Source organism: Nostoc sp. NMS9 (assembly GCF_017114995.1).
Lineage (GTDB): Bacteria > Cyanobacteriota > Cyanobacteriia > Cyanobacteriales > Nostocaceae > Nostoc.
In genome coordinates, this window is sequence record NZ_JABXKL010000011.1 from 13658 (window position 1) to 28242 (window position 14585).

Genomic DNA, 14585 nt, shown 5'->3' on the forward strand with positions numbered 1-14585 from the left:
TAATACCTAACAATCAGGTTGTGCGGCTTGTCTCAATAGGGCATCGGCGACTAATGAAACATCGCGTATTTCTTGAACATCGTGAACTCGGAGGATATCAGCGCCATTAAAAATAGCAGCACAACAAGCTGCTGCCGTTCCCCAAACTCGTGCTTTGGGATCTGGTTGATTTAAAATGCGACCAATGAAACTTTTACGAGATGCTCCTACCAAGATAGGACAGTTGAGTGGTGTGAGCGATCGCAAGCCGCGAAAAATTTCTAAATTTTGCTCATAGTTTTTAGCAAAACCAATACCAGGATCGATAATAATTTTATCCAGGTCAATGCCCGCAGTAGTTGCGGCCTCAATTTGCCGAGCCAAAAAACTATAAATCTCACCGAGCAAATCTTGATAATCAGTCTGTTGTTGCATTGTTTGTGGTGTTCCCCGGATGTGCATTAAAATCATCGGCACACCTAACTCTGCGACTGTTGCCAACATTTCTGAGTCAAAAGTGCCGCCAGAAATATCATTAATAATATCCGCTCCAGCTTCTACAGATGCCTTGGCTACACCAGCACGGGTTGTATCTACAGAAATTGGGACTGAAATCTCTGGTCTTAGCACCTGTAATACCGATAGTACCCGGTCAAGTTCCTCCACCAGAGTTATTTGCTTTGCCCCTGGTCGAGTTGATTGACCGCCCACATCGATGATGTCAGCACCAGCAGCCACCAGTGCTTGCGCCTGTACTAAAGCGGTAGAGGAAGTGTTAAACTCACCCCCATCACTAAAGCTATCCGGCGTTACATTTAAAATGCCCATCAAATAAGTCCGCTGTCCCCAATCGAAACAGCGTCCTCGGATTATCAAGTTCCTTGGCATAAATCTACATTAGGTATTCCCATGCTCTGCATGGGAACGAGAAAAAAGCACATCACACTGACTTAAAATTCACAATCCGAGCAAAACTCTCAGGTTCTAGACTTGCTCCTCCCACGAGGACACCATCAATTTCTGGTTGAGCCATAATCTCATCAATATTATTCGGCTTGACTGAGCCGCCATATTGAATTGATACATTCGGATTAGTCAACTGGCTACGAATTAAGCCAATTATTCGATTAGCTTCCTCTACTTCACAAGTGTCACCAGTGCCAATGGCCCAAATCGGTTCGTAGGCAATCACCAAATTATCTTGATCGATATCTACCAAAGCTTTGTCGAGTTGGAGAGTAATCAGAGATTCAGCTTCTCCTGCATCTCGTTGTTGTTTAGTTTCGCCAACACAAAGAATTGGAGTCAAACCAAACCTTTGAGCAGTTCGGAGGCGCAGATTAACGGTGGCGTCCGTTTCCGCAAAATATTGCCGTCGTTCACTATGACCGACAATCACAAAGCGCACACCGCTTTCTGTCAGCATTGGGGCAGAAATCTCACCCGTATAGGCTCCATATTCTTCCCAATGGACATTTTGTGCGCCCAGTTGGATGAGGCTACCGTGCAAAGTCTTGGACAAAACGCTTAAATCAGTAAAAGGAGGACATAATATCACTTCTCGCCCTTGGGGGGTTTCCTCTAAGTGGGGCAGAAATCCTTGTAAAAACTCCTGGGTCTCTGCCTGGGTTTTGAACATTTTCCAGTTGCCGGCAATAACGATTTTCCGCACAGGTAATTTAGTCAAGATCCTAACGCGTTATATTTAGATGCATTTTTCAGTTTATGACTTTTTGTTAGTCATTATTCACTGGGAATTGGGAATTGGGAATTGGGCATTGGGCAAAACAGTTCCTCTCTTCGGAAAGCTAGGATTTAGCCCGTTTCGAGTTCCGAGTGCTGAGTAAAGAAGTGAGATTCCCCACTCAGCACTGGCTCAACGCCCCGCTACCGCTAACAGCACTCCTGAAGGGCATTGGGAATAGGGGATGAGTCTTTAATACTCGCTGACGAGTCTTCGATACTGGTGAATGAGTCTTTGAACTCCGTTAATGAGTCTTTGATACTCGCCGACGAGTCTTTGAACTCCGTTAATGAGTCTTTAATCAGTAAACCAAAAAGTTTTTCTCCAAGAGCGATGCCTGCGGCGGGCTACCACCGAAGGCGTTGGGGAGAGAAGCGATCGCCCCTTACCCACATCCTTTCGACTACGCTCCCACTAATAATCTCGATTGTTTCCCTACAGACCATCTCGAAGTACAAGCCCAGTCCTTAAAACGCAACATCCGCAGCAATCTCCTGCCAGCGAGTAGCCAAATCCTCCGCAGTAGAACTTTCAACAGCGGCAAGGTTTAATGGATAGTCCACGTTGTCTCGCTCGATCCAGCGCACGGCTGTGAATTGACCATTGCTTGCCCTTAATATAAATCCAGACTCTTGGCATTCTGGAGAAGCGATATATAACACTCCGGGGGCTACTTGATCGGGTCGCAAATCCTCTGGCTCATCTTGTACGTTCCACATCCGCGTTTTGGCTACCGGCGAAATCGCATTAACAAGAATTCCATGCTCTTTGCCTTCAACCGCGAGCACATTCATCAGACCGATCTGTGCCATTTTTCCCATAGCATAAGGGGCGAGACCACTGAGTGCATATTGCTTATAAATAGCTCTATCTGACGCCGTAAGCACGATCCGTCCGTAGTTTTGCCGTTTCATAATTGGAAAGGCAGCTTGAGCGAGCCATGTTGGTGCTTCTAAACTAATGCTGATGGCGCGCTGTAGAAAATCAGGCGTTAGTTCTTGCACTGACTGATAGGCAACCCATCCCGCATTGTGGATCAAGATGTCGAGGCGACCAAACTTCGAGAGCGTAGTTTCCACTAGGCTTCGGCAGTTATCTCTACTATCAAGGATTATGTCACTTGGGAATGCACCTCCACCTGCTTCTCGAATCCTGCTCGCAGCATCAGCCGCCACGTTCGGATCAAATCCGGTCCCATCTTTGTTAACGCCTGTGTCATGTATAACCACTCGTGCTCCTCTTTCCGCAAGCAGGCGGGCATAGGCTGCTCCCAAACCTCGCCCGCTTCCAGTAATAATAGCTACTTGATCGTCTAGTCGAATCACTTAACTTTCTCCTGACTTAAATTCTGAACTTTAGTGGGCGTATGCAGCGTCTAATGACCAGCTCAGAGCTTAGCTACCCAACTATTACCTCACTGTTCCTATCTGTATAATCCGTACTTACAGTCACCTGCTGCCAAGCATCTAAATCCGTTTTGACCCATTCCAGTTTTTCCTGAATCAAGTTCATGGCATCCGTGCCTAATGCCAGTCGCATCGGTGGATGAGGACTTTCCACAGCTTGAATGATGGCTTGTGCCGCTGATCGTGGATTGCCAAGTTGCTTACCATCCATATCTTTGAACCACTGCAATGAAGAACCGCTCACCGGAGCATAGGCATCAATGGGTTGTTTGGCTGCTGCCAGAGAGCGTCCGTTGAAGTCCGTGCGAAATGCCCCAGGTTCAATTAAAGTGACTTTAATTCCAAAGGATTCGACTTCTTTAGCCAGGGCTTCAGACGTGCCTTCCAGGGCAAATTTAGTGCCACAGTAGATACTGCTACCACCAAACCCCACTAATCCTGCTGTGGATGACATATTCACAATGTGACCGCTGCCTTGCTGACGCATCAAAGGCAAGACAGCTTGCATTAGACGGAGTGCCCCAAAGAAGTTGGTCTCAAACTGCTGGCGAATATCGGTATCATTGACTTCTTCGAGTGCTCCAATTAGTCCATAGCCAGCATTGTTGACCAGCACATCAATTCGACCAAATGTGGTGATTGCTGCATCAACGGCTGCTTGTATGTCTTGCGATAATGTTACATCCATACGTACAGCCTTTGCGATCTTTGGATAGTGGTCAATCAAAGCGCAAAGTTGCTCTGGTTCGCGGGCAGTAGCAAGCAGGTAGTCGCCCTTTTTCAACACAGCTTCTGCTAGGGCACGTCCGAACCCTGTTGAACATCCTGTAATCAACCAAACTTTAGGAGCGACACGATTTCTGTCTGAGTTCATTTGTTTTCTCCAATACAAAAATAAGACGCGTCTCATATTTCTTAAGATAGGAGACAGCTATGCGACTGTCCAATATATATTTGACTAAGATTAATAGGTTAGACATATAAGTGTGATGGAACTACGGCATCTGCACTACTTCATCGCCGTGGCTGAGGAACTACACTTTAGTCGAGCAGCGGAGCGGTTGCGCATTTCTCAACCCCCACTCAGTCAGCAGATTCGCGGTTTGGAAGATGAACTAGGAGTCAAGCTGTTTGAACGAACGAAGCGGCAAGTGCAGCTGACTGAAGCAGGCAAAGTGTTTTTAGAGCGCTGCTACCTGGTGTTAGCGCAACTCGAACAGGCGATCGAAGTGACACAACGGGTAGGGCGGGGTGAGGTTGGACGGTTGGCGATCGGGTTTGTCGGCTCTGCAACGTATACCGTACTGCCAGATATTTTAAGTATCTTTCGAGAACAGTTTCCTGCTGTAGAACTGCGATTGCATGAACTGACGACTGTTCAGCAAATTCAAGCCCTGCATCACAAACAGGTTGATGTCGGCATTGTTCGTTCTGCCATCATCGAGCCAGGTTTGAGTGTGGAATGCATTTTGCAAGAATCATTGGTATTGGCATTGCCAGAAACCCATCCCCTCTCTGCCCAGACTAAAGTGTCTCTCTCCACGTTGGCAGATGAATTATTTATCCTATTTCCTGCCAAAATGGGACCCATCTTTTACGAGCAGATTATTGACATTTGTCAACAAGCTGGATTTCGTCCAAAAGTCGCTCAGGAGGCAGTTCAGATGCAAACTATCATCGGCTTGGTTGCGGCAGGACTGGGCATCGCTTTCGTTCCCGCCTCCTTGCAAAACTTCCACAGAAGGGGAGTCATTTACAGACCCTTACAAGAGCAGACACCTAAAACCGGACTTTATCTTACTTGGCGGCAGCATGATTCCTCTCCAGTAATAAGAGCATTTCTCAGCTTGGCACTGAAGACGACACAATGGAAGTCAAATCATGATGATACGTAAGCTTGATTAGCGTAGGCATCGCTCTTGGAGAAAAACTTTTTGGTTTACTGTTAATACTCGCTGACGAGTCTTTGAACTCCACTCTTGTACCCCTCTGCTCCACAAACCCCTGTTAAAAATAACTAGGATAAGAGACAGGGCTAATTTAAAAATCCCAAATTTCAAATCTCAAATTGATATGACTTCGACATTGCCCGTGCCTGAACCTCATCAAAGCGATTCTGCTAACACCGACGCAAATTCTCTCAGCTGGGAGGAAGAATTGGATAGTGCTATTTTCAGTTTTGAAGACATTCAGACGGAACTGAACTATAAACAGGCACAAACAGCGTTGCGAAACTTGGTAGCCAATCTCGACCTTACTCCCCAGGAAAAAACTGGGTTAGAGACGGAAATTGCTGAGTTGGAAACCATGCTAGGGAAGTTAGACCGCATGGTGGTGCAGATTGCGGCTTTTGGCATGGTGGGACGTGGTAAGTCTTCGCTACTCAATGCTTTGGTTGGGCAAACAGTATTTGAAACTGGGCCGCTGCACGGTGTCACCCGTACTGCACAAACAGTTAATTGGAGTATTAGCGAGGAGATGATTGGGGAAAGTGAACGTGCTTTGCGAGTTACTCTCCCTGGTGTAGGTCAATCTCAGGTGGAATTAATTGATACTCCTGGGTTAGATGAAGTAGATGGTGCAACCCGCGCCGCTTTAGCTGAACAGATTGCAAAACTTGCAGATTTGATTCTGTTTGTGATATCTGGCGATATGACAAAGCTGGAATACGCCGCCCTTTCTCAGTTGCGGGAAGCAGGTAAACCGATCATTCTGGTGTTTAACAAAGTAGACCAGTATCCAGAAGCAGACCAGATGGCAATTTATCACAAAATCCGGGATGAAAGGGTGCGGGAATTACTCACACCTCTAGAAATTGTCATGGCTGCGGCATCGCCATTGGTGAAGACGGCGATTCGTCGCCCTGATGGTACGAGGGGCATACAGTTGCGTACAGGGAATGCCCAAGTCGAGGAACTGAAGCTGAAAATCTTGGAGATTCTGCATCGTGAGGGTAAAGCTTTGGTTGCCCTTAATACCATGCTTTATGCCGATATTGTAAATGAGCAGTTGATAGAACGAAAACTGATGATTCGGGAACAGAATGCCAATCAGTTGATTTGGAAGGCTGTAATGACTAAGGCATTAGCGATCGCACTCAATCCTATAACTGTGGTAGATATTCTGAGTAGTGTGGTAATTGATATTGCTCTGATTTTGGGTTTATCTAAACTCTATGGCTTCTCCATGACGGAAGCTGGGGCTGTACAATTGCTACAAAAAATCGCCCTGAGTATGGGCGGCATTGGTGCTAGTGAATTGTTGGCAAATTTGGGCTTGAGTGGATTAAAAACTTTACTTGGAATCTCTGCAACAGCTACGGGTGGCATTGCGCTAGGCCCTTATATATCGGTGGCAATTACCCAAGGGGGAGTAGCTGGTGTTTCTTCTTACGGTATTGGACAAGTTACCAAAGTTTATTTAGCCAATGGCGCAACTTGGGGGCCTGATGGGCCGAAGGCAGTGATTAATCGGATTTTGACAAACTTGGATGAGACTTCAATTCTTAACCGTATTAAAGATGAATTACTCCACAAAGTAAAACTCAAAAAGTGATGCATAAATAAGGTTTGGTTAGCTATATTTATCCTTAAAGCTGATTCGTCAAGAAAAGCTTAAGGTGCCATTCACTTTACCATCAGATGAATCAATCAGCCATAAATCATTGCTTCACTTAGCTCTGTGTACAACTCATAATTCTTACTCAAACGCCGAAATTTCTTGCCAGCGACATCTAATTTGTGAATGTACAGGTGCGCTACCAACTGCGCTATAACCCCTTAGAGGATGTTTTCAAAGGGTCTTTTGCTTTCATAATTAGCACAGCCAAGCATTAAAGTCTATGGCGAAAACCTTAATTTTTCGTTGCACTTACCCAAGTCCAGAAGGCAAAAATTATACTTTCCAGTACTTTTAAAACATCCTCTTCAAATCAGCTATATATAATTGCTTAGTTATTATTACTTTGTCAAGCTTTCTGGAAACTAAATTTTAAATATCTCCTCTCGCACTCAGCACTCTCTAGGATACTTGCAACAAATAGGTCATACAATGCCCCATCAAAAAGTAAACTACTAACATGGCAGCAGCAGCAAGAGCAACCAAGGTACCAGCTAACATTAGAGAAAATTCTTTACTCTCGTAGGCTTTTTCCATTAAGTGCAGCGACCACGCTACCAGGGCTACATCAAAAAGTAAAATAGGAAGCAACATATTTCTTAATATTTGTTAATACTTGTAAAATAATATTAACACCCTTTTTAGGAAGTGTGTCTAACCTTAGATGCATGTCATTAAATGAGTAATGGTGGGTCAACAGAATGTTCTGACTGATACGTTGCGATCGCGCAAGTAACTTTTAATTTCTGCTACGCTTAATTGTCCGTAATGTAACAGTGATGCGAGTAATGCAGCTTCAGCTTTGCCTTCAGTTAGGGCAGTGTAAATATGTTCACAATTACCTGCACCACCTGAAGCAATGACTGGAATTTCTACAGCATCGGCAATTGCCCGTGTAATCTCAATGTCATACCCAGCTTGGGTTCCATCAGCATCCATACTTGTGACTAGCAGTTCTCCGGCCCCCCGTTTTTCAACTTCTTGTGCCCACAATAGGGCATCTAAGCCTGTATTTTTTCTGCCACCCCGCACATACACATCCCAACCTGGATTTTCCGGGTTATTTCTGCGTCTGGCATCAATAGCAACAACTATGCACTGATTACCAAAGCGATCACTTGCCCGATTAATCAAGTCTGGTTCCCGCACTGCCGCAGAATTAATACTAACCTTATCTGCACCCGCTCGTAACAAAGCTTTAACATTTTCTAAGGATTGAATGCCACCACCCACAGTCAATGGAATAAAGACCTGCTCAGCAGTGCGGTAGACCACATCTAAAATTGTAGCTCGGTCTTCATGAGTAGCTGTAATATCCAGAAATACTAACTCATCAGCACCGGCTTCGTTGTAAACCTTGGCCAGTTCTACCGGATCGCCTGCATCTTGGAGATTGACAAAGTTAACTCCTTTTACAACCCGTCCCGCCTTCACATCTAAGCACGGTAAGATTCTTTTAGATAACATAATAACTTTTGTACTTCTGGGTAATTGGCCGGAATTTAAATTTTAAATTGGCGCGGGTATTCTCTAACGAAAATTTTCATGGGCATGGGGCATTGGGCATGGGGCATCGGGCATGGAGCACTTGTACTGAGCGTACCCCTCCGGGGAAGCAAGCTACGCGTAGCGTCTGTCGGCGACACGCTGCGCGAACGGAGAGAAGCCGAAGTATTGGGCATTGCTTTCTCCTCCTGCCTCCCCCCACTCCTAATTACGAATTACGTTAGCGCTGCGGTAGCGAGTCCGCGTTCGCTTTTAGCGTCTCGTAGAGAGCGTCATTACGTAGCTTGCTTCTCGCCTTTGGCGAGTATTACAAATTATTCTGTTCCCTTAAAAGTAAATAGCTGAATTATGGCGATAATCTCATCGAAAAAACAGCCTCCAGAACCTAACAGAGAACCAAAGCAGCGTCGAGAGTCGGCGAAAGCACCATCTACAGAAAATATTTTGAAGCCTGAAGCTGCTATTGATGAGCAAGAACAGCAAGAAGAAGGTATTCGACCACACCGATTTGCTGATTACATTGGGCAAAAAGATTTAAAGGATGTGTTAGATATTGCCATTAAAGCAGCCAAATCTCGTGGTGAGGTACTGGATCACTTGCTGCTGTATGGTCCGCCGGGATTGGGCAAAACCACAATGGCAATGATTTTAGCATCGGAAATGGGGGTAAATTACAAAATTACTAGTGCGCCAGCCCTAGAACGTCCACGAGATATTGTTGGGCTATTGGTAAACCTCAAGCCAGGGGATATCTTATTTGTGGATGAAATTCATCGCCTCTCGCGGATGACGGAAGAAATTCTCTATCCAGCGATGGAAGATTACCGCTTAGATATTACTATTGGTAAGGGTTCGAGCGCTCGCATTAGAAGTTTGCCGCTGTCAAAGTTTACCCTAGTAGGAGCTACAACCCGTGTGGGTGCTTTAACTTCACCACTGCGCGATCGCTTTGGTTTAATTCAAAAACTGCGATTTTATGAAGTTGACGAACTGACTAAAATTGTACTGCGAACCGCTCAATTACTCAAAACCCCTGTTACAGAAGATGGAGCTACAGAAATTGCCCGTCGTTCACGCGGAACACCACGTATTGCTAATAGGTTACTTAAGCGGGTACGTGATTATGCGGAAGTAAAAATATCTGGGGAGATTAATGAAAACATTGCATCAGAGGCATTGCAACTATTTCAAGTAGATCCTTGCGGTTTAGATTGGACAGATCGCCAGATGCTGAGTGTGATAATTGAACAATTTAACGGCGGGCCAGTGGGGTTAGAAACAATGGCAGCTGCGACGGGTGAAGATACTCAAACAATTGAAGAGGTGTACGAACCTTACCTGATGCAGATTGGTTATTTAACTCGGACTCATCGCGGTAGGATGGCGACTAAGGCAGCATATAAGCATTTGGGATTCACGCCGCCTAATGAACAGTTGTCATTATTGTAATTACGGGGATTGGGCATTGGGCATTAATACTCCTTTAATGAGTCTTTGAACTCCTTTAATGAGTCTTTGAACTTCATTAATGAGTCCTTGAACTTCATTAATGAGTCCTTGAACTCCATTAATGAGTCTTTGAACTCCATTCCTCTGCCCTATGCTCAATGACAAATGACAAATGACAAATGACAAATGACAAATGACAAATTAGGTAAACCTAAATGATTAAGTTGATTGGTATTTTTCTCAGTCTGTTACTTGTGTTTGGCTGGGGTACACCAGTTATGGCACAATCTCAGCCGCCCATTACTCAAGAACAGTTAAAACAAGGTGATGAGTGGGCAAATCAAGCGTTTATAGCGACGAATCAAGGTGACTTTGCTACGGCTGAAACTTACTGGACAAAGATTATTGAGCAATTTCCCACGAATGCGGGGGCCTGGAGTAACCGGGGAAATTCGCGGGTGAGCCAGAATAAGTTACAAGAGGCGTTGGCAGATTATAACAAAGCCATAGAACTAGCGCCGAATGTTACTGATCCTTACTTGAATCGGGGCGCGGCGTTGGAAGGGATGGGAAAATGGGACGATGCGATCGCAGATTATAATCATGTCTTAGAACTCGATCCTAACGATGCGATGGCATATAACAATCGTGGTAATGCCACAGCCGGTTTGGGAAAATGGTCAGAGGCGATCGCAGACTACAAAAAATCTAATGAGATAGCCCCGAATTTTGCCTTCGCCCGTGCTAACTACGCCCTTGCTCTTTATGAAACAGGTCAAAAAGAGCAAGCAATCCGCGAAATGCGAAATATCGCCCGTAAATACTCCAAATTTGCTGATGTGCGTGCCGCCCTCACTGCTGCATATTGGGTAAATGGAGAACAAGGTGAAGCCGAAAGCAACTGGGTAGCAGCTTATGGACTGGATAGCCGCTATAAGGATATCGACTGGGTAAAAAATATCCGCCGTTGGCCTCCCAGCTTAGTTACAGCTTTGGATAAGTTCTTGAAAATCCAGTAATATTTATGGGGCATTATCCTGTGTGCATTGTTTAATACTAAAATTTTGATCGTATACTTTGCACATAATCACGGATAATAGTTCTGTTCTACTGTCTTCACATTTTTTGAAGGTTTTGCAATGACTCATTTTGGCATTCTTTGTCCTGCTGCGATCGGTCATCTCAACCCAATGTGTGCTTTGGGCAGAGAACTGCAACGGCGCGGTCATCGTGTCACCTTATTCCATATTCCTGATGTCCAAACAAAGGTACAAAAAGCTGGCTTAGAATTCTGGACAATTGGAGAAGCTGAATTTCCACTTGGAAGTCTGGAACCAATGTATAAAAAATTGGGTGGAATGAGTGGACTACCAGCGTTGCGTTTTACGATCAGTTGGCTAAAAAAAGAAACCGACATGCTTTTCCGTGAAGCACCCGGGGCACTCTCGAAGGCAGGTATAGAAGTGCTGTTAATAGACCAGGTAACGCTTGGGGGTGGAACCATTGCCGACTTTGCCAAGATACCCTTTGTTACTCTGTGTAATGCTCTACTAATCAATAGAGAAGACGGAGTTCCCCCCTACTTTACCCACTGGGACAATAATCAAGCCTGGTGGTATCGTCTGCGAAACCGAGCAGGTAACTTTTTGCTTAACCGCTTATCACAACCAATCTGGGATTTAGTATTAGATCAACGTCGTAAATGGAATTTACCACCTTACATCAAGCGTGAAGACGCTGCCGGGAAACTGGCTCACATCTGTCAGCTACCTGCTGAGTTTGACTTTCCACGAGAACAGTTACCCAAGTGTTTCCATTACACTGGCCCATTTCAAGACCCATCAGGGCTGGAACCCATCTCTTCATCTATATCTTTCCCCTTTGAAAAGTTAAGCGATCAACCATTGATTTTCGCTGCCTTAGGAACTTTACAAAACCGCAAAGAAGAAATTTTTCAGAGTATTGCTGAAGCCTGTATGGGGTTAGATATGCAACTAGTAATCTCTCTGGGTCAACCAGAAAGAAAGGAATCACTCCCTAATCTACCTGGTTCGCCTTTGGTAGTAACTTATGCACCCCAACAGCAATTAATTTCAAGATCCGTCCTGACTATTACCCATGCTGGGATGAATGCAGTGCTAGGGGCTTTAAGCAGTGGAGTCCCCCTGGTAGCTATTCCAATTACTAATGAACAGCCAGGAATTGCTTACCGTATAGCTTACACGGGTGCTGGGGAATTTGTGGCGCTGTCTAGCTTGACTGTACCCAGGCTGCGAGACACTATTAAGCGGGTGCTGACAGAAGACTCTTACAAAAAAAATGCTTTGAGACTATTAAGATAGGGATTTTGGGATTTAGGATTGCAATCAGCAGTTCATTGAGTTTCTCGTAACGTGGCCCATCTTCTAGACCAAATACAGCCTTCAAAATTACTTGGAAAGAGATTGCTTGCATTGATGGCAGAACTGTAAAGGTTTCTCCAACCTGCCACTGATTAATCACTTCCTCAGTGATGTCGCGGATTAATTCACCATAAGCTAGCATTCGCTCCCCATGTAAGGGTGGTGTCAATAGCTTTCGTTGTCGCTGATGAGGCTTTCCCTCCAGCGCCAGTAGTGATTGGCGTCCTAATAAAGGCGATTTAATCCCTGCTGGCTCACCAGAGTCTAACTGTTTTGGATCTGTAGTAAAAATCTGCTGAATCGCCTGGGGATTGCTAATGAAAACTTGAGCAGGAGAATTTTGTCCGAGCTGAAGGGTGAAGATATCACCATAGCGTTTAGCACAGTCTTCTAAGTATTCTAAGGGATTAGTAAGCCAGTGATACGTTTGTACCCAAGGGTGAGTTTGAGGGCCGTTAGGCAGTTTAAGTGCAGACATTTTGATTAATCTCCCAATGATTAAAGCAAGATTCTTATCAGCCAGTCATCTATGCACCTCTAGCTTGATTAATCTTAGACTACAGATTGGGCAGATGAACTTACCAATTCTTGAATTTGTCTTGGAGTCAATTCCTGCACATTACGCAAAACTACTGCTGCTCCTGCTGCTATTAATGTCTTACTGTATGCATCACTACGCGCTGCTGTTTCTTGGACGTGGGGCGGTAAAACCCCTACACCAATCCAAAGGTGAGCAGAATCTAAACGCCGCGCTTTCTCAACGGTATACATATCTGCTACCGTATCTCCTACGTATACGATCGCTAATTTTTGCTCAATTCCATTTTCTAATTCACGAACTGTGGCGAAAAGTCCCGTGGGGTCTGGTTTACCTGGCGCATCTTCCATCGCAATCAACACTGGAGATTCCAAACCAAGCCGTTTTTCTAATACATAGTTAGCGGAAGCACGAGTTGCACCGCTAAAAAATCCCCAAGCAATCCCAGCTTGGGTAAGTTGCTCTAAATAGCTAGGTTGTAATAATAACGGTTCATTACAGATATACCCAGTAAAATTATTTGGGTCTGAGCCGCGGTAACGGGATTGAAAAAAAGCAACGATCGCATTGTAATCTAGTTGCAGTTGTTCGCGGCTCTGTCCTTGGGTTTCAAAGTAGCGGTAAATTAATTCCTGCGATGCTTCCCAATCGTTATTCCACACCCCTTCAGACTTGAGTTGGTCAATATCTAGTGGGGTTGGACGATATGCTTGGGTAGTAAAATATTCTACGGTATCTGCGATCGCGCGGCGATAGGAACCGCTAACATCGCGCACAACGCCATCAATATCGAAAACAACGATCGCTTTTGCAGAAGTTGGTTCAGTCATGGGTAGAGAGGAAAAGAGTTTTATAGAACCCATTTGATATCTTTTAGGCGAACAAGTAGAATCGACACAAAGAGGTGAATTCAAACAGGTAAGGGGTGAAAATGGGGATTCAAGCGATGTGACAGACGCATAGTGGGAAATCATCGAGCCATTACTGCCGACTAAGAAGAAAACCAGACCCCCGCTCTGGACAAAGCGGCAAATACTCAATGGTGTATTTTATCAACTCAAGAATGGTTGCAATTGGGCTGACTTACTAGAGATATACCACCCTATTCCACAGTGTTCTGGCATTACCAAAATTGGTGTCAGGAGGGTGAAAAGCGAGAACATCATGACCATGACCCAAGCCTTAGAGCAGATTTATCCCCAGATTATCACCAAAATCCAATTTGAACTCTCAGCTAAACCATCAAAAGCTGAAAAAGAAGCTACTGGAAAATCTGGCTTTGTGCTTGTTGCTGCTAGATCGGTTATTGAAAGGTCAAACGCTTGGATGGAGCGATGTAAAAGTTTAGTCAAAAATTTTGACCGAACACTCGCTCGTGCCAATGCCAAGCTCAAGCTTTGTTTTATCTAGATTGATGCTCAAAAGACTAGCTGCCAGCTAAAAAAGATATCAAATGGGTTCTATAAACACCCTCTAAGTATTCATTCGTTCATAAATAGCAGAACCCGCAGCTGAGAATTGCGTGAAATAGGTAAAGATCCAAAACTTGATGACAGAATCCATCATCACCGGAACTGTGGCAATGAATGTATGGATGACCACTTTGCTTTCGGGTAATCCAAAGTGATGCCCTATGCCTTCTAGCAGCACTTCCCAACCCTCTGCCGAGTGAAAGCCCACAAACATATCTGTTACTAGGATAAAAATAAATACTTTGACTGGATCGCTCAAGCTCAGGAAGGTGCGATTAGAAAAATTACGAATGTTAGCCAACTTGTTGCGATTGAAGTAGACGATGCCAGCAAACACAACGATCGCTACCCCATCTGCCATCAAGTTCTTCAGTCCATTTAGAGTTTGTTTGCGGGATTCGCGCCAGAGTTCAGTGACTTTCTCCTGAAGTCGCTCTCGCCGTTCTGCTACTGACAACTCTGGAACAAGTC

Annotated in this window: 13 protein-coding genes and 3 pseudogenes; 7 read left to right on the plus strand and 9 right to left on the minus strand. The window is 44.8% G+C overall.

The window, feature by feature from the left end; translation table 11 throughout:
• Nucleotides 1-6: 6 nt before the first annotated feature.
• From folP to HWQ40_RS04365, 4 genes are all read right to left on the minus strand, one after another.
• A complete protein-coding gene (gene folP, locus HWQ40_RS04350) occupies nt 7-867 on the minus strand; it encodes a dihydropteroate synthase (protein ID WP_292775176.1) in 861 nt (286 codons plus the stop codon).
• A gap of 52 nt (nt 868-919) precedes the next feature.
• The gene (gene tpiA / locus HWQ40_RS04355) at nt 920-1651 is read right to left on the minus strand and encodes a triose-phosphate isomerase (RefSeq protein ID WP_292775192.1); all 732 of its coding nucleotides are present in this window, start codon (nt 1649-1651) and stop codon (nt 920-922) included.
• A gap of 539 nt (nt 1652-2190) precedes the next feature.
• Nucleotides 2191-3048 carry an SDR family NAD(P)-dependent oxidoreductase gene (locus tag HWQ40_RS04360; RefSeq protein ID WP_292775178.1) on the minus strand — a complete coding sequence of 286 codons (858 nt, stop codon included), beginning with the start codon at nt 3046-3048 and terminating at the stop codon, nt 2191-2193.
• Nucleotides 3049-3121: 73 nt separating this feature from the next.
• The gene (locus HWQ40_RS04365) at nt 3122-4003 is read right to left on the minus strand and encodes an oxidoreductase (RefSeq protein WP_292775180.1); all 882 of its coding nucleotides are present in this window, start codon (nt 4001-4003) and stop codon (nt 3122-3124) included.
• A 115-nt stretch (nt 4004-4118) separates the two neighbouring features.
• Here HWQ40_RS04365 and HWQ40_RS04370 point away from each other — a divergent pair, with 115 nt between their 5' ends.
• Nucleotides 4119-5024, plus strand: a complete 906-nt coding sequence (locus tag HWQ40_RS04370; protein ID WP_292775194.1) for a LysR family transcriptional regulator — start codon at nt 4119-4121, stop codon at nt 5022-5024.
• 178 nt (nt 5025-5202) lie between these two features.
• Nucleotides 5203-6684, plus strand: coding sequence for a GTP-binding protein (locus HWQ40_RS04375; protein WP_292775182.1), 1482 nt, complete (start codon nt 5203-5205; stop codon nt 6682-6684).
• A 465-nt stretch (nt 6685-7149) separates the two neighbouring features.
• Here the strand turns inward: HWQ40_RS04375 and HWQ40_RS04380 are convergent, their stop codons facing one another.
• Entirely contained in the window at nt 7150-7341 is a 192-nt protein-coding gene (locus HWQ40_RS04380; RefSeq protein WP_094348875.1) for a hypothetical protein, read from the minus strand.
• 99 nt (nt 7342-7440) lie between these two features.
• Nucleotides 7441-8214 (minus strand): imidazole glycerol phosphate synthase subunit HisF, encoded by a 774-nt coding sequence (gene hisF / locus HWQ40_RS04385; protein ID WP_292775184.1) that lies wholly within the window; start codon nt 8212-8214, stop codon nt 7441-7443.
• Between the two features lie 387 nt (nt 8215-8601).
• Between hisF and ruvB the strand changes: the two genes are divergently transcribed.
• From ruvB to HWQ40_RS04400, 3 genes are all read left to right on the plus strand, one after another.
• The gene (ruvB, locus tag HWQ40_RS04390; RefSeq protein ID WP_292775186.1) at nt 8602-9702 is read left to right on the plus strand and encodes a Holliday junction branch migration DNA helicase RuvB; all 1101 of its coding nucleotides are present in this window, start codon (nt 8602-8604) and stop codon (nt 9700-9702) included.
• A gap of 215 nt (nt 9703-9917) precedes the next feature.
• Nucleotides 9918-10721 carry a tetratricopeptide repeat protein gene (locus HWQ40_RS04395; protein ID WP_292775188.1) on the plus strand — a complete coding sequence of 268 codons (804 nt, stop codon included), beginning with the start codon at nt 9918-9920 and terminating at the stop codon, nt 10719-10721.
• A gap of 396 nt (nt 10722-11117) precedes the next feature.
• Nucleotides 11118-12044 (plus strand): nucleotide disphospho-sugar-binding domain-containing protein, encoded by a 927-nt coding sequence (locus tag HWQ40_RS04400; protein ID WP_366933909.1) that lies wholly within the window; start codon nt 11118-11120, stop codon nt 12042-12044.
• On the opposite strand, the pseudogene HWQ40_RS04405 reads toward HWQ40_RS04400, so the two are convergent.
• A pseudogene (locus tag HWQ40_RS04405) lies at nt 12037-12582 on the minus strand (cytochrome P450); the annotation flags it as partial. The gene HWQ40_RS04400 and the pseudogene HWQ40_RS04405 overlap by 8 nt on opposite strands.
• 74 nt (nt 12583-12656) lie before the next feature.
• A complete protein-coding gene (locus HWQ40_RS04410; protein WP_292775198.1) occupies nt 12657-13472 on the minus strand; it encodes a TIGR01548 family HAD-type hydrolase in 816 nt (271 codons plus the stop codon).
• 154 nt (nt 13473-13626) lie between these two features.
• On the opposite strand from HWQ40_RS04410, the pseudogene HWQ40_RS35550 reads away from it, so the two are divergent.
• Nucleotides 13627-13698: pseudogene (locus tag HWQ40_RS35550) on the plus strand (hypothetical protein); the annotation flags it as partial.
• 108 nt (nt 13699-13806) lie between these two features.
• A complete protein-coding gene (locus HWQ40_RS04415; protein WP_292775190.1) occupies nt 13807-14052 on the plus strand; it encodes a transposase in 246 nt (81 codons plus the stop codon).
• A 63-nt stretch (nt 14053-14115) separates the two neighbouring features.
• Here HWQ40_RS04415 and HWQ40_RS04420 read toward each other — a convergent pair.
• Nucleotides 14116-14585: pseudogene (locus HWQ40_RS04420) on the minus strand (proton extrusion protein PcxA); the annotation flags it as partial.

What these genes read in the sequence shown, in the direction of transcription:
- HWQ40_RS04365 (WP_292775180.1), bottom strand. Translation starts at nt 4,003, where the DNA reads ATGAACTCAGACAGAAATCGTGTCGCTCCTAAAGTTTGGTTGATTACA.
- ruvB (WP_292775186.1), top strand. Translation starts at nt 8,602, where the DNA reads ATGGCGATAATCTCATCGAAAAAACAGCCTCCAGAACCTAACAGAGAA.
- HWQ40_RS04410 (WP_292775198.1), bottom strand. Translation starts at nt 13,472, where the DNA reads ATGACTGAACCAACTTCTGCAAAAGCGATCGTTGTTTTCGATATTGAT.
- folP (WP_292775176.1), bottom strand. Translation starts at nt 867, where the DNA reads ATGCCAAGGAACTTGATAATCCGAGGACGCTGTTTCGATTGGGGACAG.
- HWQ40_RS04400 (WP_366933909.1), top strand. Translation starts at nt 11,118, where the DNA reads ATGCTTTTCCGTGAAGCACCCGGGGCACTCTCGAAGGCAGGTATAGAA.
- HWQ40_RS04395 (WP_292775188.1), top strand. Translation starts at nt 9,918, where the DNA reads ATGATTAAGTTGATTGGTATTTTTCTCAGTCTGTTACTTGTGTTTGGC.
- HWQ40_RS04370 (WP_292775194.1), top strand. Translation starts at nt 4,119, where the DNA reads ATGGAACTACGGCATCTGCACTACTTCATCGCCGTGGCTGAGGAACTA.
- HWQ40_RS04415 (WP_292775190.1), top strand. Translation starts at nt 13,807, where the DNA reads ATGACCATGACCCAAGCCTTAGAGCAGATTTATCCCCAGATTATCACC.
- HWQ40_RS04375 (WP_292775182.1), top strand. Translation starts at nt 5,203, where the DNA reads ATGACTTCGACATTGCCCGTGCCTGAACCTCATCAAAGCGATTCTGCT.
- HWQ40_RS04380 (WP_094348875.1), bottom strand. Translation starts at nt 7,341, where the DNA reads ATGTTGCTTCCTATTTTACTTTTTGATGTAGCCCTGGTAGCGTGGTCG.
- hisF (WP_292775184.1), bottom strand. Translation starts at nt 8,214, where the DNA reads ATGTTATCTAAAAGAATCTTACCGTGCTTAGATGTGAAGGCGGGACGG.